Source organism: Snodgrassella sp. B3800 (assembly GCF_026535865.1).
Lineage (GTDB): Bacteria > Pseudomonadota > Gammaproteobacteria > Burkholderiales > Neisseriaceae > Snodgrassella > Snodgrassella alvi_E.
Map to the genome: position 1 here is coordinate 133,192 of NZ_JAFNPH010000004.1, position 19,405 is coordinate 152,596.

At 41.7% G+C, this 19,405-nt stretch carries 17 protein-coding genes; 4 read left to right on the forward strand and 13 right to left on the reverse strand.

Translation table 11 applies throughout. From position 1 onward, the window contains the following. The first annotated feature begins 334 nt into the window (after positions 1-334). A complete protein-coding gene (locus J3U64_RS07430; RefSeq protein WP_267408786.1) occupies positions 335-1,537 on the forward strand; it encodes a hypothetical protein in 1,203 nt (400 codons plus the stop codon). A gap of 287 nt (positions 1,538-1,824) precedes the next feature. On the opposite strand, the gene xerD is transcribed toward J3U64_RS07430, so the two are convergent. The 8 genes from xerD to rph all read right to left on the reverse strand — a co-directional run bounded on the left by xerD (position 1,825) and on the right by rph (position 8,594). Next, positions 1,825-2,724: a site-specific tyrosine recombinase XerD gene (xerD, locus tag J3U64_RS07435; protein WP_267403290.1), complete on the reverse strand. Its 900-nt coding sequence runs from the start codon at positions 2,722-2,724 to the stop codon at positions 1,825-1,827. Continuing rightward, positions 2,718-3,071, reverse strand: coding sequence for a methylated-DNA--[protein]-cysteine S-methyltransferase (locus tag J3U64_RS07440; protein ID WP_267403291.1), 354 nt, complete (start codon positions 3,069-3,071; stop codon positions 2,718-2,720). The genes xerD and J3U64_RS07440 overlap by 7 nt, the downstream gene beginning before the upstream one ends. 97 nt (positions 3,072-3,168) lie before the next feature. Continuing rightward, positions 3,169-3,615 carry a peroxiredoxin gene (locus J3U64_RS07445; protein WP_267391918.1) on the reverse strand — a complete coding sequence of 149 codons (447 nt, stop codon included), beginning with the start codon at positions 3,613-3,615 and terminating at the stop codon, positions 3,169-3,171. A gap of 38 nt (positions 3,616-3,653) precedes the next feature. Continuing rightward, positions 3,654-4,037, reverse strand: coding sequence for a hypothetical protein (locus J3U64_RS07450; protein WP_267391917.1), 384 nt, complete (start codon positions 4,035-4,037; stop codon positions 3,654-3,656). Between the two features lie 87 nt (positions 4,038-4,124). After that, positions 4,125-5,363 carry an MFS transporter gene (locus J3U64_RS07455; protein ID WP_267391916.1) on the reverse strand — a complete coding sequence of 413 codons (1,239 nt, stop codon included), beginning with the start codon at positions 5,361-5,363 and terminating at the stop codon, positions 4,125-4,127. Between the two features lie 6 nt (positions 5,364-5,369). Beyond that, a complete protein-coding gene (ttcA, locus tag J3U64_RS07460; protein ID WP_267391915.1) occupies positions 5,370-6,302 on the reverse strand; it encodes a tRNA 2-thiocytidine(32) synthetase TtcA in 933 nt (310 codons plus the stop codon). A 108-nt stretch (positions 6,303-6,410) separates the two neighbouring features. Beyond that, on the reverse strand, positions 6,411-7,652 hold the full coding sequence (locus tag J3U64_RS07465) for an aspartate kinase (protein WP_100141252.1): 1,242 nt from the start codon (positions 7,650-7,652) through the stop codon (positions 6,411-6,413). A gap of 204 nt (positions 7,653-7,856) precedes the next feature. Further along, positions 7,857-8,594 (reverse strand): ribonuclease PH, encoded by a 738-nt coding sequence (gene rph / locus J3U64_RS07470; protein ID WP_267391914.1) that lies wholly within the window; start codon positions 8,592-8,594, stop codon positions 7,857-7,859. A 162-nt stretch (positions 8,595-8,756) separates the two neighbouring features. Here rph and J3U64_RS07475 point away from each other — a divergent pair, with 162 nt between their 5' ends. Next, a complete protein-coding gene (locus tag J3U64_RS07475; protein ID WP_267391913.1) occupies positions 8,757-9,629 on the forward strand; it encodes a YicC/YloC family endoribonuclease in 873 nt (290 codons plus the stop codon). Positions 9,630-9,723: 94 nt separating this feature from the next. Here the strand turns inward: J3U64_RS07475 and dapC are convergent, their stop codons facing one another. After that, positions 9,724-10,911, reverse strand: a complete 1,188-nt coding sequence (dapC, locus tag J3U64_RS07480) for a succinyldiaminopimelate transaminase (RefSeq protein ID WP_267391912.1) — start codon at positions 10,909-10,911, stop codon at positions 9,724-9,726. A gap of 188 nt (positions 10,912-11,099) precedes the next feature. Beyond that, a complete protein-coding gene (locus J3U64_RS07485) occupies positions 11,100-12,269 on the reverse strand; it encodes an NAD(P)H-dependent flavin oxidoreductase (protein ID WP_267403295.1) in 1,170 nt (389 codons plus the stop codon). 329 nt (positions 12,270-12,598) lie between these two features. Between J3U64_RS07485 and J3U64_RS07490 the strand changes: the two genes are divergently transcribed. After that, complete coding sequence (locus tag J3U64_RS07490) at positions 12,599-13,126, forward strand: C40 family peptidase (RefSeq protein ID WP_267391910.1); 528 nt, start codon at positions 12,599-12,601, stop codon at positions 13,124-13,126. A 59-nt stretch (positions 13,127-13,185) separates the two neighbouring features. Beyond that, a complete protein-coding gene (locus J3U64_RS07495) occupies positions 13,186-14,391 on the forward strand; it encodes an acetate kinase (RefSeq protein ID WP_267391909.1) in 1,206 nt (401 codons plus the stop codon). 190 nt (positions 14,392-14,581) lie between these two features. Here the strand turns inward: J3U64_RS07495 and J3U64_RS07500 are convergent, their stop codons facing one another. The 3 genes from J3U64_RS07500 to J3U64_RS09945 all read right to left on the reverse strand — a co-directional run. Beyond that, on the reverse strand, positions 14,582-17,950 hold the full coding sequence (locus J3U64_RS07500) for a calcium-binding protein (RefSeq protein WP_267408787.1): 3,369 nt from the start codon (positions 17,948-17,950) through the stop codon (positions 14,582-14,584). A gap of 664 nt (positions 17,951-18,614) precedes the next feature. Further along, on the reverse strand, positions 18,615-18,860 hold the full coding sequence (locus tag J3U64_RS07505) for a hypothetical protein (RefSeq protein ID WP_267408788.1): 246 nt from the start codon (positions 18,858-18,860) through the stop codon (positions 18,615-18,617). Between the two features lie 2 nt (positions 18,861-18,862). Then, positions 18,863-19,405: calcium-binding protein (locus tag J3U64_RS09945; protein WP_416384986.1), on the reverse strand; the 543-nt coding region annotated here is incomplete at its 5' end.

Below are 19,405 nucleotides of genomic sequence, written 5' to 3' on the forward strand. Positions count from 1 at the left end.
TGAGCAATTGTCGGTTTTTAATCTATCGTGATTGATAAGTGCCATTATATGATGTATGCGAAAATCAGAAATAAGGGGACAAGGTGTGTATTGATGTCATTGTTTAATGTAGTCAGAAGTTATAAGTGAAATGATGTTTCAGGTAATTTGCTGTTTATTAGGTATTTATTAAATATAATTACAGATAGGTTTGTTTGTAATTGATTATATGGTGATAAATCATATTTGATTTTAGCCATACATGAAATTTATGATTTGCTGGTATAGTTTCGTATATCATTTACAATAATTAACGTATTTAAATTTTTTTGAATTTTGTTTTCAAGGGAAAACTATGCAATTACAAATGACTAAATTAATTTTGGCGCTTACAGTGGGCGGATTGTTATCTGCATGTGGGTCTTCTAAGATAGAACAATCTCCTGATAAGATGGTTCGCGCTGGTATGCAGCGGATGATGAAGGAGGACAATCAGTACAATTTTTCGGGCACGCTTAAACTAGATGTACCAAATCAGGTTAATGCAGATATAGCTGATAAAAATTCTGATGTAATTGAACATAAAGCAAGTGATGCCTTTGACGTGGATTTAGATTCGAATTCGGATGAAGAAGCAGAAGTTGCAGATGAAAGAGATTTCTATAAGAAGCAAATGAAGTCGTTAAATAGGGTACTAAATTTATTGAGTAAATCTTTTACCATTCCTTTCACCGGTGCAGTGGATATGCCGAAAGGACGTGTGGAAGTTATTCCGGAATTGCGCTATGAAAACAAAAATGCTTTAGTTTCTTATAAATTTCCAACCTATATTGATTTTAATAATTTAGCAGTATATGTGGATGCCTCTGCGATAACTAATATCTCAGATATTATGAATGAGCAATCAAATCCTACTCGAGTAGTGGGGGACAGATATTTGCAAGTCGCAGTACCACAAGAACGACTGGTGCATTTACCGGTTGAAGATTTGCTTAAAAGCCTACCTAAATCTGTAGATGATGGTTATGCTGCTATTGATGCAAATGCATTTACAAAGGTTGATGTAGATGAATTCGGTAAAAATCTGGAAGCTAAATATCAGGTTAGGCTGAATTCAAACTATGCAATGAGTTTGAAGTATGATATAGCTATGCTGAAAAGCATTTCTGAAAGTTTGAAGCAGGCTGCTGCTAAAGCCGGATCGGATAGTAAATATCAACCACAGGATTATGCGGTTTTACAAAATGTTGTTGATGGTTTGACGGCTATCTATACTGGTGATGATAATGGCAGGTCTGGTGTACCAGCTGCTTATTTTATTCAGCAGTTGAAAAATAATTCTTCACCGATTATATATAATTTTTATCTGGATTCTAAGGGACGTATTACTGGGATGAGAACTGAAATGGAAATCCCTTTGGATAAAGTTAAAGAATTTAAGCAAGCAATTAAAATGGACTATCGTATCAAGTTTGACTATACCGGAAGTCCGAAATTTACGATGCAGCCTACGCCACAGAATTCTGTGAATATTGGATCTAGCTTAGGTTTATTTTAATATTATTTGGTGTTGGTATTGCTAGTTCGAATATAGTGTGGCCAGTATGCAATGCGTGCTGGCTATTTTATTGGATGATGCATTATGTGTCCGTTTGGGATCAGCATGAAAAAAAGTTGGAGTAAGCAGGTTAAATAAAAGATTTTGAAAGTTCGCTTCTAATTACTTCTTGATGTCATTATGATGTATTAAATGAACTGATTCCGGCTCTTTCAGATTAGGCAATTAGTCGACTGGCTGGTAAGATATTTATATAAAATAAAATTTTCACTTGAATATAAATTGTTTTAGCCACGTGGGTGGTGCTCATGTACCAGTTGTTTCAAGCGTTCATTGGCAACGTGAGTATAGATTTGGGTGGTCCCTATGTCTGCATGTCCCAGCAGAAGCTGGACGACGCGCAAATCGGCTCCGTGATTAACCAGATGTGTGGCAAAGGCATGGCGTAATCCATGCGGACTAAGGTGATGAATACCGGCAGCGCTTGCATATTTGGTTACAATCATCCAAGCAAGCTGGCGGCTGATGGCGGTTTTTTTCTGGCTGACAAATACGGCATCACATGCTTTTCCTTTAAGTAAGGCAGGTCTGGCATGTGTAAAGTAGTTTTGTAGCCAGTCTGTGGCTTCTTCGCCAAGAGGTACCATACGTTGCTTGTTGCCTTTACCGATGGTGCTAAGTAAGCCGTTTTGTAAATCAATTTCGTTTATGTGCAGGTTGACAGCTTCGCTGACACGTAATCCGGTGGCGTACATTAGTTCGAGTAAAGCTTTATCGCGCAAACCATGTATCGATTCAGTATCTGGAGCTGCCAGCAAGGCATCTATCTGGCTTTCAGATATGATATCGGGCAGATGCTGTCCTTTTTTCGGCATCTGAAGTTGCTCTGTGGGTAAATCCTGCCGCCGATTGTATTCTTGCATCCAACTAAACAGTCGTTTGCATGCTGACAAGGCGCGCGCTTGTGATGATGGCTTTTCTGTATCTATAAATAGGGCAGTGGCCAGTGATAACGCGTCTACGTTGGACCAGTTCAGTTGCTGTGCATGTAAGCGTCGGGCTATTTTGCTTAGATCGCGTCGGTAGCTTTCCAGAGTGTTAAAAGCCAGTTGTTCGCTCAGCCATAAATGCTCTAGTAATGATTCAATTGGTTCGAGCAATTCTGCTGGTAAGGCTTGGGTTACCATGTGGCATTTTCATGGGTAAGTAGCCAGCGTTTGATACCCAGTTCGAAACTATCGTTGCTCAGACTGAATCCACCTAGACCAGTAGCTGAAATTACTCGGTGACAGGGAATAACAATAGGTAAAGGATTTTTGCCACAAGCTTGCCCCACAGCTCTGGGGGCGCTGCCCAATATGCGAGCTATATCGCCGTAGGTGGCTACCTGCCCATATGGTATGGAGGCGATAACCTGCCAGACGCGCTGCTGAAATTCAGTACCTGCGGATGAAGGTGAGAGGTTGAAATTGTGTAAGGTGCCGTCAAAGTAAGCGTCAAGCTGTTGTGCCCAGAAACCGGTTAATTCGGGCATTTTTTCTGTTGTGTCTTTTTGCCAGCGTATGCTTTGTATGTAATTCAGCGGGTGGCAATCTATAATTAGCGGGCAGCAAGGGGCATGGTAGAGGTAACTAGACATGGTTTTGTAAGGTATCTAAAACGGTCTGAGCATGGCCGGCTGCTTTGACTTTGCGCCATTCCTGCACAATGTTGCCATTTTTATCTAGAATGAAGGTGCTTCTTTCTATACCGAATACTTTTTTGCCATACATGTTTTTTTCTTTGAGTACGTCAAACTGTCGGCACACCTTTTCTTCGCAATCGGATAACAAGGTGACGTTGAGTTGATATTTGCAGATGAAATTGTGATGACTTTTTTCTGTATCGCGGGATATGCCCACTACGCTGTAACCAAGTTGTTTGAATTGAGGTAGTAAGGCGCTGAATTCCTGTGCCTCAGTTGTACAGCCCGGGGTGTTGTCTTTGGGATAAAAATAGACAACGGCGGGTAGGTGTTCGGCGATGCTGAAGCTGTTGTCTTCAGCGTCGGGCAGAGTGAAAAGCATTGATTCTGACATATTATATTTTCCTTTGTATGGATATTTATGCTGTTAATTTAGTCACGGATAAAAGCGGTAATCAGTGGTTTATCGCCAATCAGGCGGCTGCAATGTCCGTGAATGTTTGTATCAAATGAGACACCTGTTGGTAGGGTGTCTGCAGAATAGAAATATTCACCAGGTCCGAAGCGGCGGGTTGTACCATCACGCAAGCCGATTTCCATGATGCCCTGTAGTACAAATAGCCATTGCGGTTTGCCGGTACAGTGAAAGTCGCTGGCAAAGCCAACCGGACTTTGGCGTAATTGTAGACCTTCCGCATTCATCCATATGGATAAGCGGCTTTTTTCATTGCCTTCGCTTAATTCGATTTTTTCTTCCTTAAAACGGGCAAAGCCGTCTTTGTCAGTAAAGAGAATAATTTTGTTTAGTGTGGTCATGTTTATTTGTTGAATAATGGCTAAAAAATCAGTGCAGGGTATTGTACCACTGCACTGATGGAAAAATTAATCAGTCAGGCTGGTTTATCAGCCTATTACGCCAAGGCTGTCGTCTTTGGATGGGGTTTGGTTGTGTTTAGGTATCAGCCACAGGGTTGCAATGATGTCTAACAGATAGATGGACGCTAGTAAGCACAAGGCGGCATAGAAAGACCATTCTTTTACAAAAAAACCTATAACAAGTGGTCCAAAACCGCCAACTCCGCGACCAAGGTTGAAGAGGACGTTCTGAGCTGTGGCGCGTACATGTGGTGGGAAATTATCGGATATGAGGGCGCCATAACCACCAATCATGCCATTAACAAACAATCCCATTATTGCTCCACAGATTAGCAGGGCGGCAGGATCCTGTAATTGGGCATACTGTGCCACCATAATAAAGGCACCTATTTGGTAAATCAGAAAAATTTTCCAGCGTGCAAAATGGTCGGCGAGAAATCCAAATAGCCAGATGCCGATAATCATTCCGATTACGGTGACTGCTGTCCAATTACCGGATGCAGTGAGGCTGAAGCCCAGTTTGTTGGCCAGATAGCTGGGCATCCATATCATTAAACCGTAGTAGCCAAAATTTTGTACTGCACAGAGAATGAAGATGCCAAGGCTGGTTTTGGCCGTCTGACGGTCTTTGATCAGTAAACACAGGCGACCTGAAAAGGACAGCTCACCTTTGGCTTTGTGTTCACGGGTAAACTGCTCTGGTTCGCTGGTATCGTGACGGATGAAGTAGGAGGCCACAGCAGGAAACAATCCGACTAGGAACATACCGCGCCAGCCAATAATGCTGAGCAAGAATGGGGTAATGAATGCGGCAGCCAGTACGCCGAGCTGCCAGCCTATGCCGACAAATGCTGAGGCACGATTGCGCTTTGCTGCTGGCCAGACTTCTGCAATCATGGCCATGCCGATACCGAATTCACCGCCTAGGCCCATGCCAGCTAGTGCTCGATATATCAGCAGATCATAGTAGCCCTGTGCAATGGCGCATAGGCCAGTGAATACGGCAAACATAAGAATAGTCAGTGAGAGCATGCGCACACGGCCGAATCGGTCGCTTAGGTGACCAAATACAATGCCGCCAACAACTGAGCCAATTAGGGTCCATGTGACGAGAGAACCGGCCTGAGAAGCGTTGAGACCAAGGTCTGTGCTAATGGCGCTGAGCATAAAACCCAGTATCAATAGGTCGAAACCATCCATGGCGTAGCCACTAATGGCGGCGACCATGGCTTTTGCGGGAGTTAATTTTTTTCTTGATTGATTCATAGGGGCTTAATGTCGGGAATCTAAAATGTTAATAATAGGTTTTACTGTGGTTGCAAGCTGTGTAAATTCGCCGGTCTGTGCCAGCGTTGGTGTAGTTGGATAATATTCACGGTCAAAAGCTGTATCGCCACCATGTGGCAGTTTTTGTCCTTGTTGCAACGCTACGAAGTTAAATAACTGAGTGTCTGCCAAATGAGAGGGTATGACGTTCTGCAAGGCGGAAAACATGGATTCAATCCGTCCGGGAAATGTTTTATCCCACTGTTGCAGCATATCTTTAATTACCTGTCTTTGCAGATTGGGCTGAGAGCCACAAAGATTGCATGGAATAATGGGGAAATTCTGGATTTGTGCAAAGCGAATGAGGTCTTTTTCTTTAACATAAGCCAGAGGACGGATGATGATGTGCTCGCCATTATCTGATAACAGTTTGGGAGGCATGGCTTTAAGCTTGCCACCATAGAACATATTAAGAAACAGGGTTTCCAAAATGTCGTCGCGATGGTGACCTAAAGCGATTTTGGTACAGCCATTTTCTTTTGCTACTCGGTACAGAATGCCGCGCCGTAAACGGCTACACAGCCCGCAGGTGGTTTTACCTTCATTGATCACGCGTTTGACAACACTATATGTATCTTCTTCAATGATTTTAAACGGGACATCCAGACTGCTCAGATAATTCGGCAAAATATGCGCTGGAAAGCCTGGTTGCTTCTGATCCAGATTAACGGCCAGAATCTCAAACCGTACAGGAGCGGATTTCTGTAATCGCAGCAGGATATCCAGCAATGCATAGCTATCCTTGCCACCAGAGAGGCAAACCATGATTTTGTCGCCGTCTGCAATCATCTGAAAATCATTGATAGCAGCACCAACCTGATGACGGAGCCGTTTGACCAGCTTGTTGTTTTCGTATTCGTGTTTTGGTGTATGGGACATGGATGCAGCAATAATTTAAACAAATAGCTGCCATTGTACAATAATTAAAGGCCGACTGATGTGACTCGGCCGGCCGTTTGTGAACTTTACAAGAATTAAATAGATGTTTTAACTTCTTTGGGATGGTTCTTTATCAAGCTCAAATACTTGATGCAGCACGCGCGTAGCCAGCTCCAGATATTTTTCATCAATTAACACGGATACTTTGATTTCAGAAGTAGAAATCATTTGGATATTGATGTTTTCTTTCGCTAATGTGCGGAACATGGTGGAGGCAATGCCTACATGTGAACGCATGCCCATGCCAACAATGGAAACTTTGCATACGGTATCATCGCCGCAAACTTCGCGGGCACCGATAGTTTTCTGCACTTCATGCAGAATATCCAATGTATTTTGATAATCGCTACGTGGTACGGTGAAAGAGAAATCTGTGGTGCCTGCAGAACCTACATTCTGGATAATCATGTCTACTTCAATATTGGCATCGGCTACGGCACCGAGTATCTGAGAAGCCATTCCCGGTGTATCCGGCACACCACGCACATTAATTCGTGCCTGATTTTTATCAAAAGCAATACCGGATACTGCCGCATGTTCCATCATATCTTGATCCTCTTCAAACGTTATTAAAGTACCTTTGCCACTGTTTTCCAAACTGCTTAAGACGCGCAGCCGCACTTTGTATTTGCCGGCAAATTCTACCGAACGGATTTGCAAAACCTTGCTCCCCAAACTAGCCAGTTCTAGCATTTCTTCAAATGAAATGGTTTCTAGACGCCGTGCTTCTGGTACGACCCGCGGGTCGGTTGTGTAGACGCCGTCTACATCGGTATATATCTGGCATTCGTCTGCTTTCAATGCTGCGGCCAGAGCCACAGCTGAGGTATCAGAACCGCCTCTGCCTAGCGTAGTGATGTCGTTGTTCGCGTTTACACCCTGAAAGCCTGCTATGATGACAACCTTACCTGCATTCAGATCGCTACGAATGCGAATTTCGTCAATTGCATCGATTCTGGCTTTGGTGTGAGCGCAATCGGTTTTTACCGCTACCTGCCAGCCGGTATAGCTTTTGGCATCTACTCCAATGCTGTGTAAAGCCATGGCTAGAAGGCCGATCGTAACTTGCTCTCCGGTTGAAAGTACAACATCCATTTCACGTGGATTGGGTTTTTCCTGTATTTCATGAGCCAGTGCAACTAAACGATTGGTTTCGCCACTCATTGCGGAAACCACTACGACAACATCATCACCATTGGCTTTGGCCTGTGCTACCCGACGCGCTACGTTTTTAATGCGTTCTACTGAACCTACTGAGGTACCGCCGTATTTCTGTACGATTAACGCCATAATACTGCTTGCTTTCTGAGTTGTTTTATTGTCAAAAAAGGAGAGACTGTGTAAACACTATCTGCTTATTTATCCAGTCAGGGCGTTCTTTGTAGCATTTTTATCATGTAAAAACAAGCCGCTGAATCAGTATTTTGTCAGATTCAAGCGGCTTGTTTTAAATTATCTTTAAATTTAGATAATAGTTAGTTGTATTTGTTTGAATTAATAGGCTTTTAATGCTTGCTGCTGAGCAGCAAGAATAGAACGAATGCCTTTTTGTGCCAGACTGATTAATTGATTCAACTGCTGGATACTAAATGTGGCACCCTCTGCGGTACCCTGAATTTCCACTAATTGTTCTGATGCAGTCATAACAATGTTGATGTCAGCATCGCAGTTTGAATCTTCTGGATAATCCAGGTCAAGTAACAATGTGTTGTCAAGCATACCAACAGAAATAGCGGCAACTGCTTCACGGATGGGATTTTCTATGATGACGCCTTGGTTAAGCAGTTTGCTTATAGCCAGAGACATCGCGACGAAAGCACCACTTATGCTAGCGGTCCGGGTACCTCCATCAGCCTGAATTACATCACAATCAATCAGTATTTGGCGGCTGCCCAGCTTTTTCATGTCTACTACTGCCCGTAAGGAACGGCCAATCAGGCGCTGGATTTCCTGTGTTCGACCAGTCTGTTTACCAGCTACTGCTTCACGGCGCATGCGCCCGTTGGCAGAAGCGGGCAGCATGCCATATTCTGCAGTCACCCAGCCACGTCCGCTTTCTTTCAAAAAAGGAGGTACATTTTCATCGATGGTGGCTGTGCAGATAACTTTGGTATTACCGCAGCTGATAAGTACGGAACCATCAGCATGAGGCAAAAAATGCGGAACAATCGTCAGTTGACGCGGTTCATCGTTTGCACGGTTGGTGCGGTTAGGTACTGTATTGGTTTTCATGCTGGCAGGACAGGAAAGAGTGATAAAGCAAATATTATATTACTTGTATGCTGTTCATCATACTAATTAGGTCTTTTAAGAATTAAGCGGATTTCGTTATACTTGATTTAATTGCCAGTTTGAATAATAGCAGGCAGGAAAAAACGTTTTAAGGAAAATAATATGTTATACAGTATGACTGGCTATGCAAACGGTTCAGGACAATTTGGTAGTCGTCAAATCAACATTGAGCTTAGGGCTGTAAATCATCGTTATCTAGACATTCAGTTTAAAGTACCAGAGGAATTACGTCCTTTTGAAGGACAGATGCGTGAATTAATCAGTGCGGAAGTGGCTCGTGGGAAACTGGAATGCCGCATACAGATTCAGGCATTACCTAATCAGAATACAGAAAGTCTGCCTATCAATCATCAATTGGTAGAGCAGCTGGCTGCATTTAATCATCAGTTGCGTCGCCAGCATAAGGATTTGGGTAAGTTAACAGTGGCCGATATTCTTCATTTCCCTGGTGTGCTTATGGCCACTTCAGAGGATGATGATGTCTTATTAAATGGTGTGCAGACATTGCTCAAGCAAGTATTATCCGAACTTAAGGCTGCAAGGGCTCGAGAAGGAGAGAAACTGCAACAGCATCTGTTGAACAGGCTAAATGATATGAGCGATATTGTGGCTGCAATACAGCAGCTGTTTCCTCAATTGTTGCAGGATTATATGAATAAGTCCGAAACACGCTTACGCGAAGCTGTGGCACAGGTAGATGCGGAACGTCTGAAACAAGAATTTGTACTGTTTATGCAAAAGGCTGATGTGGATGAAGAGCTGAATCGGCTGAATACACATATCGCTGAAACAAGACGTCTTCTGCAGGAGCATAATGGTAGTGTAGGTAAGCGTCTAGACTTTCTGATGCAGGAACTAAACCGTGAAGCGAATACGCTGGGTAGTAAAGCCATTGCCATTGAATGTACTCAGGCTTCAGTAGGGCTGAAAGTGCTGATTGAACAAATGCGTGAACAGGTACAGAATGTAGAATAATTGCTATAGCATTATAAAATTAAAACCAGAAATATTTGTATTCAATACATGCATTTCTGGTTTTATGTTATTAATTATTTGTTTAAAGATGTTGTTAGAAAGACAAATTAACCATTCGATTAGCTGCCTCAATGCATTCTTCTACACTGGAAACCAATGCAATGCGGACATAACCGGCACCAGCGTTGCCATGAGGTGTATTGCGTGCAAGATAGCGACCCGGTAATACCCTGATTGCAGCCTTTTGCCATAATTTTTGAGTAAAGGCTAAATCATCGCAGTCGGGTACTGATAACCACAAATAAAAAGAGGCATCAGGTTTGTGGATAGCGAATTTGCGCTGTAAAATTGGTAAGACTTTATCGAATTTTTCTCGGTACAGTTGTCGGTTTTCGATTACATGCTGTTCATCATTCCATGCAGCGATACTGGCGTACTGTACTGGTAAACTCATGGCACTACCATGATAGGTACGGTATAGTAAAAAGCTGGACAAGAGTTTGCTGTCGCCAGCTACAAAGCCCGAACGCAATCCTGGTGCATTAGAGCGTTTGGATAGGCTGGTGAACATAATTAAATTATCAAATGTTCGTCCCGATTGTGTTGCAGCTTGCAAAGCTCCTAAGGGTTTATTGTTATCATCAAAGTAAATTTCTGAATAACATTCATCTGAAGCAATAACAAAGCCATATTTGTCTTGTAGTGCAAATAATTTCTGCCATTCTTCTAGATTCATGACGGCACCGCTTGGATTGCCTGGTGAACAAACGAATACCAACTGCACTTTTGACCATGTGTTGCTATCAATTTCCTCCCATTGGGGCATGAAGTGTGGTGCCCGACAATTGACATATTCTACTCGTGCGCCAGCCAGTAAAGCAGCTCCTTCATATATCTGATAAAACGGATTAGGGCTAATTACGACAGGTTTATACTCGCTGCTTGTATCTATAATGGTTTGGGTAAAAGCAAATAATGCCTCTCTACTACCTAAAACTGGCAGCACTTCACTTTCAGCATTGACACTTAAACCATCATATCGGCGGTTTAGCCACTGGGCGCAGGCTTCTTTTAATTCAGGTATCCCCGCCGTAAGGGGATATACAGCAAATCCGTCCAGATGTTGCTGCAATGCGTCCGTAAGCACTGCAGGGGTGGGATGCTTTGGTTCGCCAATATGTAAGGATATAGGTTTTAGATTGGCTGGCGGTTCTAATCCATCCGTTAATTTACGCAGGCGGGCAAAAGGATAGGGTTGTAATAATTCTAGTTTTGGATTCATAGTGGTATATGCATCAAATTTTCTATACTTTGATACTACCACCAATCTGTTTACCGCAGCAGTAAGTTGTAATTTTTATTACTGCGCTTATATCAGTTGCTGGCAGACTTAAGCGTATTAAGTGTGTATAAAACTAATGAATAAATAAAAAGCCACATATTAAGTGGCTTAATGAACAAAATGAACACTCAGGCAGATTTTTGTTCAGCCTGTATATGTCCGGTTAATAAATAGTCAATGGTTTCTTTAACCGTACGCATAGCATTGCCAAAAGGTAAAGGATCTTTACCGCGGAAAAACAAACCTTTGTCAGTTTCACCGCGCCAAGCTGCAGCCAACTTTAAGTCAATACAAAATTGGCCGACTTTTTCCAGTCCATCACGTAGTCCACATACAGATAAACAATTAATACCTTGTGTACAGCGTCGTGGATCGGCTTTGGCATTGGCCTGCAAAACACTTTCTCGTTTCAAGTAGCTGTCTAGAAATTTAGTTTTGACACCGCGCGCTGGTAAACCGGCGACAGACATGAACTCAACAATTTGTTCACCTTCAGCACCAGCCAGTGTTTTTTTGAAATTGATATGTGCATCACCTTCCTGCGTAACGGCAAAGGCTGTACCTATCTGTACGGCGGCAGCACCCCATTCTTTCAGGGCGGTGGAGATTTTCTGAAAGTTGGCCATCCCACCAGCGATGATTAAAGGGATTTTTTCCCGCTCTAAATCCAGTTTTTTAAATAATTCAAATGTTTCGGTTAAAACTCGTTTGAATTCAAAACGTTCATCATTGACTCCAGCTACTGTGGCAGCTCCAAGATGACCGGCTGCATGTGCTGGGTGCTCAATTACAATTGCATCCGGAAGCCGGTTTTTTTTCATCCAGCGTTTGAGGACAATGGCGATACCACGGGATTCGGACAAAATCGGCAAAAGAGCAACGTCAGGAAAATTTTCGGTCATATCAGGTAAATCTAATGGCAAGCCTGCACCCATTACAATTGCATGAGCACCGGATTCACAGGCTTGTTGTACCATTGCCTGATGGTCTTTTACCGCTTTCATGACATTTACGGCAATCATGCCTCGTCCTTCTGACTGTGCCAAGGCAGCTTTGATTTCTCGGTCTAAAGCAATCCGGTTGAGGGAATCGTATTTTTCCTGGGTGGGATTTTCTTTAGATTGTTCCAGTAAATCGGGATGAAGATGACGCAAATCTACACTTGCAATGGTACCAACACCATTTTCACGTGCTACGGCACTGGCTAGTTTGGACGCGGAAATACCTACGCCCATCCCTCCCTGTACTATCGGAATGAGATGATGATTGCGAATAATGAGTGGTGCAAAGTCCTGCATGCTGCTTCCTGTCTCTTGATGCCCGATGAGTGTCATTACTACTAAAGTGTTATAATTGCGGCTGAAAAAGCGGACAGGCGTCTGTTTCTCAGCTGGTTTTTACAAATTAGTGTATCTACTCTATTCTTGCGCAAAGCTACTGTCAAGAAAATAAAAGTCGGCAAGGGCGTTTAAATCAGGCTTTGTTAGCTCTTTTGTGGGTTTTGTACGACAAGGTTAGGTATTGTAATGATAATCAGTTAAGCCTTTTTGCTTAGAGAAATTATTACCAACTCATGTTATATTTCCGTAGTAGGGATGAATCAGTTAATCACACAGGGTATCAATGAATGATGGCATGTAATGCACAGCGGCGTGCCGTTTTAGGCGCGCTGATTCTGTTTCTTTCGGCCTGTGGTACTGGAAAACGAAAAGGAGTTCAGATTGCCAGTCAGCACCATCTGGCTCCTATCCGGATTACTAAAATCAGCCACCGGGCAGGCAGCCAGGAATTAATGCTGCAAAGCCTGAGTCTGATAGGCACCCCGTACCGATATGGTGGTAGTACCCGTGATAATGGTTTTGATTGTAGTGGTATGGTGCAATATGTTTACCAGCAAGCTTTGCAAGTAAGGCTACCCCGTACTGCTCGAGATATAGCCGCTGTTTCTGCTCCAATTCGTACGCGCGATCTGGAGGTCGGGGATTTGGTTTTTTTCAATACTTCGGGTCAGACGTATTCTCATATGGGGTTGTATATCGGTAACGGTGAATTTATTCATGCTCCTTCCAGTAACGGTGTGATTCGTACGGCCAGACTGGATCAACCCTATTTCAGCCAGCGTTTTACAGGTGCACGAACGCTGTTTGCCCGTTAATCAAAAAAAGAATGAACTTTCTTTTTGAAACTGAGTAATAAAATAAACAGGACAACAACATGAGTGAGCAAGATTTAGTATTGGTACTTAATTGCGGCAGTTCTTCCGTGAAAGCTGCAGTAATGGATGTGGCCGAAAAAGAAGTTTTAATGAGCTGTCTGGCTGAAAAAGTAGGCAATACTGATGCTTTCATTACTTTTAAAATAAATGGTGAAAAACACAAACACGCTTTGACAGGTAGTCATGACCATGTAGCTGCTGTTATGGCTTTGCTGGAACAGCTGAAAGATTTAGGACTGTACGACCGCGTAAAAGCGATTGGTCACCGTGTGGTTCATGGTGGCGAACGTTTTACTCAGTCCACAGTGATTACTCCTGAAGTAATGCGAGATATCGAAGCCTGTATTGTGTTGGCTCCATTACACAATCCGGCTCATATTCTGGGTATTCAGGCTGCTCAGCAGGCATTTCCGGACTTACCGCAGGTAGCGGTGTTTGATACTGCATTTCATCAGACTATGCCTCCACATGCCTATCACTATGCTGTTCCATCCACCCTATATACTCGTTATGGTGTGCGCCGTTATGGTGCTCATGGTACCAGCTATCGCTATGTGGCACAGGAAACCGCTGCTTTTTTAAAGCGTGATATCAATGAAATGAGTATGGTTATTGCTCATCTGGGCAATGGTGCATCCATTACAGCTGTGAAAAATGGCCGTTCACAGGATACCAGCATGGGTCTGACTCCGCTGGAAGGGCTCGTAATGGGTACCCGTTGTGGTGACATTGATCCAAGTATTTTTTCATTCTTAGCTGCTAATGCCAAAATGAGCATCGAACAGATTACTGAAATGCTGAACAAGGAAAGCGGATTGCTCGGTTTATCTAATCTGTCCAATGATTGCCGCATGCTGGAAGAAGCAGCCGCTAATGGACATAAAGGGGCAGAGCTGGCTTTGGATGTTTTTGCTTACCGCTTAGCTAAATATGTAGGCGGCATGATGGTTGCTTGTGGCAGTCTTGATGCGCTGGTCTTTACTGGAGGTATTGGTGAAAACTCTACCATGATGCGTGAAAAAGTAGTGAATTATCTGAATGTGTTCGGTCTGATTCTGGATCATGATGCCAATATGGAAGCTTGCTTTGGTACGCCAGGTGTAATCAGCACAGCAGATAGTAAAGCATCTGTGATGGTGATTCCAACCAATGAAGAGCTGATGATTGCTCAGGATACTGCTCGTCTAACTGGTATGCACCTATAACAATTTATATTTGTTTGGGATGGACACACATCTCAGTTTGTAAAGTAAAACTGGCTCTGTATTTATACTTAGCCGGTTTTATTTTTAAATTATATGTTTGCTTATTTAAAATAATTTTTCGGAAAAATAAAAAGGAATCCCGTGGTGGATTCCTTTTATTAAATATTAAATCGGTATTAAAAATTTAAATTTAATTTCCCCAGTATGATGAAATGATTGCCTGCTGATTGAATAGCATCTTTTGTTCATCTATTGATGGAATGTTTTGCGAATCAGAACTAAAGGATGACATGGCATTCACTAATTGCTGAATTTGTGAGGCAAATATTTCTTTACCATCAGCCGTGGTGATGCAGTATTGGCGACAGTAATCAGTGAGATACCAGTTTTTAACTGTCACCTGATCTGTAGTGCCTAGATGGCTGATAATTAAATCATTGCCGTTATGACTAAACCACAATTCATTACTTTTATAGTCTTTGAAAGCCAGAATATCACCTTGTTGGGAATTTGCAGCCATATCGCTGACTACATCTTGTCCGTGGCCGGCATTGAAAACATACATATCTCTTTCAAAATTGCCACCATAGAGATAATCATTACCTGCACCTCCATTCAGTATATCGTAGCCTTCTTCACCCAAGAGTGAATCATTCCCGCCACCGCCTAGAAGGATATCATTGCCACTACCGCCAATAATATTGTCATCACCTTCTTCTCCGTAAATTGTGTCATGACCTTCATTCCCATAGAGAATATCGTTGCCTTTACCTCCGTAAATAACATCATTGCCTTTTCGGCCATTGATGATGTCGTTGCTGTCCCATCCATTGAGCACATCATCTGCATTGGTACCTTCAATTATGAATGTCATTTTAGCAATATCATCGACGGTGAATGTTTTATCTTCGAAAATAAAGTTGAATGCACGGGTATAGGGGTTTTCGCGGTCGAAAAAATCAGTCAAAGTAACAGAATCATTACTTCCATAAGCCTTAATAATTAAATTATTTCCTGTGCGGCTAAATACAGCATTCGAAGATAATGCTTTTTCAAATTTTATATCGTTAAACTGGCATTTTTCTGTAGATTGGCTTTTGTCATATATAGTATCCTGTCCATGACCAGCCTGGAAGATATACAGGTCTTTGCCTTCTTCACCTGAAAGAATGTCATTGCCAGTACCGCCAATTAGTACATCATAGCCATTGCCACCTATCAGGATATCGTTACCGCTACCGCCGATAAGAATATCGTCCCCATTACCGCCATCAAGGTAATCATCTCCATCACCACCATTCAGAATATCGTTGCCATCTTCTCCATAGAGTTTGTCATTACCGGCATCACCATTCAGTATGTCGTTACCACTTCCCCCAAAAAGGATATCATTTCCCGCTTTACCGTTGATGATGTCGTTACCTTCCCACCCATGTAATACATCATCACCGTCGGTACCGTTTGTCGAAATGTTTATATTATTGATGATATCTGCTGGCAAAGTTATGTCGGCAAAAACAAAATTGTAAGCACGATAGCCGGTATTACTTTGGCTAAAAAAATTGCTTAAAGTAACAGAATCATTGCCACCATAAGCTCTAATGATAAGATCATTGCCTGAGCGGCTAAAAATCACATTTTGAATATAGGCATTTTCAAATACAACATCGTTGTATTGCTCTTTATCCGTACTTGAACCTAAATCATTGATGATATCCTGACCATGGCCGGCCTGAAAGATATATCGGTCTTTTTCCCAGTCCCCACCACTTAGAATGTCATTTCCTGCTCCACCGTTCAAAATGTCATAACCATGTCCTCCTATTAAGATATCATTGCCATTTCCACCTATAAGTATGTCGTTACCATTGCCACCATCAAGATAATCGTCACCGGCTCCACCGCTTAAATAGTCGTTACCATTTTCTCCATAGAGTTTATCGTTTCCATCGTCTCCATTAAGAATATCGTTGCCATTACCGCCATAAATAATATCATTTCCCAATCCGCCGTTAATGATATCGTTGCTGTCCCATCCCTTAAGTATATCGTCTCCATTGGTGCCATCGATTGTGAATGTCATAGCAGCAATATCATTGATACTTAATGTTTTATCAGAAAAGACAAAATTAAACGAGCGGCTGTATTGATTATCTGAATTAAAGAAATCTGTGAAGGTAACAGAATCCTTATCACCATAGGCTTTAATAATCAGATTATTACCTGAGCGGCTGAATTTGGCATCTGCAAAACAAGCATTTTCGAAAATAACATCGTTAAACTGGGTTTTGTCAGTGTCTGTAATATTATCCTGAATGGTATCTTGTCCATGACCGGACTGGAAAATATAGAAATCCTTACCATTTCCTCCATCCAGAAAATCATTACCGCTGCCGCCATTAAGCACGTCTTGACCATTACCACCATACAGATGATCATTTCCATCGCCACCATTAAGAGTGTCGTTATCTTCTTCGCCATACAGCCAGTCATCACCGGCATCTCCATAGAGTATATCGTCACCCTTTCCGCCGTAAATCGTGTCATTTCCCAGCCAGCCACTGATAATGTCTTTACTGTCCCAGCCTGTAATAATGTCATCAATCCAAGTACCGTTTATCACAAAAGTCATTTGGGCAATGTCTTCAACAGTAAGTGTTTTGTCTTCGAATATAAAATTAAAGGCACGCTTTTGCGGACTATCGGGGCAGAAATAATCGGTTAAAGTCACTGAATCATTGCCACCATAAGCTTCAATAATTAAATTATTTCCTGAGCGGCTGAATAGGGCATTTTTTACGTAAGCCTTTTCAAATTTAACATCATTAATGCTGCTTACATCTGTTTGGCTGCTTTTATCGTTAATTACATCCCGCCCATGGCCGGCTTGAAAAATATAGAGGTCTTTACCATCTCCTCCGGCCAGTATATCGTTACCTGTACCGCCGATAAGAACATTGTAGCCATCATCACTTCCTATCAGGATATCGTTACCATTTCCACCAACCAGCATGTTGTCTCCATGCTCACCTTCTAGGTAGTCGTCACCATCACCACCATTGAGGATATCGTTGCCATAGCCACCGTATAGATGATCATTTCCGGAGTCTCCGTTGAGGGTATCGTTGCCGCTGCCTCCATAGATGGTGTCGTTACCAGCTCCACCATTGATAATGTCGTTGCTATCCCATCCATAAAGTACATCATCATTATTGGTGCCATTAAGCATAAAAGTCATGGCGGCTATGTCATTCCTGCTTAAAGTTTTGTCTGTAAAGACAAAGTTGAATGCGCGGCTGTAAGCGTTATTGGGGTTGAAGTAATCAGGCAATATTACATAATCTGCCGGTCCGTAAGCTTTGATGATTAAATCGTTACCAGAACGGCTGAATGTGGCATTGCTTGCACAGGCTCGAGTAAAAATTAGATCATTGTATTGGGCTTTGTCATATTCGTTGCCTTTGTCTCTTACGATACTTTGCCCGTGACCTGGCTGAAAAAAATAGCGATCTTTAGCCCAGTCATTCCCAGTTTGGATATTTTTAACAGTTTTATTCATTCTTATGCTCATTTTGTAGGTTGAAAGAAGTGATAAAGAGAAATTTAATAAAAGTGATGCCAATTTTAATTTCAATATTTAAGTTAAATTTCTTTGAATTGTTCACTTATATTAACCAAAAAATTATGTAAAGTTTTTTATGGCACTCTTGGTAATTTCTGCAAACTATAATTTTTCATAAGCTTTATATTCTGTCTCTGTAGTAAATGATAAATTAATGAATATATCCCATAAATTAACATAGTTAACATAAGTTCTGCAAATGGGATTTTTCAATAGTTTAATGATTCTATTATCCAAATTTTTTTTCTGGATAGAATATTTATGAAATTTTTGTTATTAAAAACAAATATAAAATATTGTTTATAATTTAACATTTAAAAGGCTAATTAAGGGTTTAGGCAGATTGGTTCCCCAATGAATACATCTAGTTATGTGTTTATCCTCTGGCTTTTATAGTGTGAGTATTTTTGGTAGAAGTGTGCATGGACTGGTTTATCTGAAGATAAGCTTATGAACGCATAGGGCAGGTCACCGCGAAAAAATAACAAAGCTATTTAAATCAATAGTGAAAGATTTGAAGGATTTTGTTTTTCATATAAAAACAGGCCTCACAATAATTGTGATGCCTGTTTATTGCATATCTTCTCTTCTTTGAATTTCTCTAATTGAAATAAGCTATCTTAGTAAGAGATTCCTCTTCGAAATCAACATCGGCAAATTGAATAGTATCGGCAGTACCTTGAATATCATTAATGATATCTTGGCCATGAATTTTGGCAAAAACATAAGTATCGTTACCATAGTCACCTTCCATATAATCATTGCATGTACCATCGATTAAAGTATCATTACTCCATTGACGTAAAGCTATCTTTTCCTTTACCTCTGTTGATAAGATTATTTCCATATTTATACGGTAATGATATTATCATTATCTTCACTATTCTGGATAAATGTAATTTTATTAATGATATCCTGAGGATTAAGCGTTACATCTTCAAAGATAAATTTGAATGAACGATATTGATCAGGATTAGTGACGAAATAATTAGGCAGGGTAAGTGAATCTTCTTCACCATAGGCTTTGATGATTAAATCATTACCGGAACGACTGAAATAATCGACAGAGAAATTGGCACCTTTGAACACAATTTCATTGAGGTCATTGATATTATAATAACTTCCAGTATCTTTAATGATGTCGTGCCCATGGCCGGCTTCGAACTCGTAACGGTCTTTTTCGTAGTTGCCACCGCTAAGAGTATCATTGCCGGTACCGCCAATAAGGATATCGTAGCCAGTACCACCATTTAAGGTATCGTCGCCAGAGCCACCATACAGGATATCATTGCCTGCGTCACCGCTGAGCGTATCATTACCCTCTTCACCGTAGAGGATATCATTGCCATCTTTGCCGTAAAGGGTATCATTTCCTTTACCACCACTGATAAT

Excerpts from the sequence above, each read along its gene's own strand:
- J3U64_RS07430 (WP_267408786.1), top strand. The coding sequence starts at position 335 with ATGCAATTACAAATGACTAAATTAATTTTGGCGCTTACAGTGGGCGGA.
- xerD (WP_267403290.1), bottom strand. The coding sequence starts at position 2,724 with ATGGTAACCCAAGCCTTACCAGCAGAATTGCTCGAACCAATTGAATCA.
- J3U64_RS07440 (WP_267403291.1), bottom strand. The coding sequence starts at position 3,071 with ATGCCCGAATTAACCGGTTTCTGGGCACAACAGCTTGACGCTTACTTT.
- J3U64_RS07445 (WP_267391918.1), bottom strand. The coding sequence starts at position 3,615 with ATGTCAGAATCAATGCTTTTCACTCTGCCCGACGCTGAAGACAACAGC.
- J3U64_RS07450 (WP_267391917.1), bottom strand. The coding sequence starts at position 4,037 with ATGACCACACTAAACAAAATTATTCTCTTTACTGACAAAGACGGCTTT.
- J3U64_RS07455 (WP_267391916.1), bottom strand. The coding sequence starts at position 5,363 with ATGAATCAATCAAGAAAAAAATTAACTCCCGCAAAAGCCATGGTCGCC.
- ttcA (WP_267391915.1), bottom strand. The coding sequence starts at position 6,302 with ATGTCCCATACACCAAAACACGAATACGAAAACAACAAGCTGGTCAAA.
- J3U64_RS07465 (WP_100141252.1), bottom strand. The coding sequence starts at position 7,652 with ATGGCGTTAATCGTACAGAAATACGGCGGTACCTCAGTAGGTTCAGTA.
- rph (WP_267391914.1), bottom strand. The coding sequence starts at position 8,594 with ATGAAAACCAATACAGTACCTAACCGCACCAACCGTGCAAACGATGAA.
- J3U64_RS07475 (WP_267391913.1), top strand. The coding sequence starts at position 8,757 with ATGTTATACAGTATGACTGGCTATGCAAACGGTTCAGGACAATTTGGT.
- dapC (WP_267391912.1), bottom strand. The coding sequence starts at position 10,911 with ATGAATCCAAAACTAGAATTATTACAACCCTATCCTTTTGCCCGCCTG.
- J3U64_RS07485 (WP_267403295.1), bottom strand. The coding sequence starts at position 12,269 with ATGCAGGACTTTGCACCACTCATTATTCGCAATCATCATCTCATTCCG.
- J3U64_RS07490 (WP_267391910.1), top strand. The coding sequence starts at position 12,599 with ATGATGGCATGTAATGCACAGCGGCGTGCCGTTTTAGGCGCGCTGATT.
- J3U64_RS07495 (WP_267391909.1), top strand. The coding sequence starts at position 13,186 with ATGAGTGAGCAAGATTTAGTATTGGTACTTAATTGCGGCAGTTCTTCC.
- J3U64_RS07500 (WP_267408787.1), bottom strand. The coding sequence starts at position 17,950 with ATGAATAAAACTGTTAAAAATATCCAAACTGGGAATGACTGGGCTAAA.
- J3U64_RS07505 (WP_267408788.1), bottom strand. The coding sequence starts at position 18,860 with ATGGAAATAATCTTATCAACAGAGGTAAAGGAAAAGATAGCTTTACGT.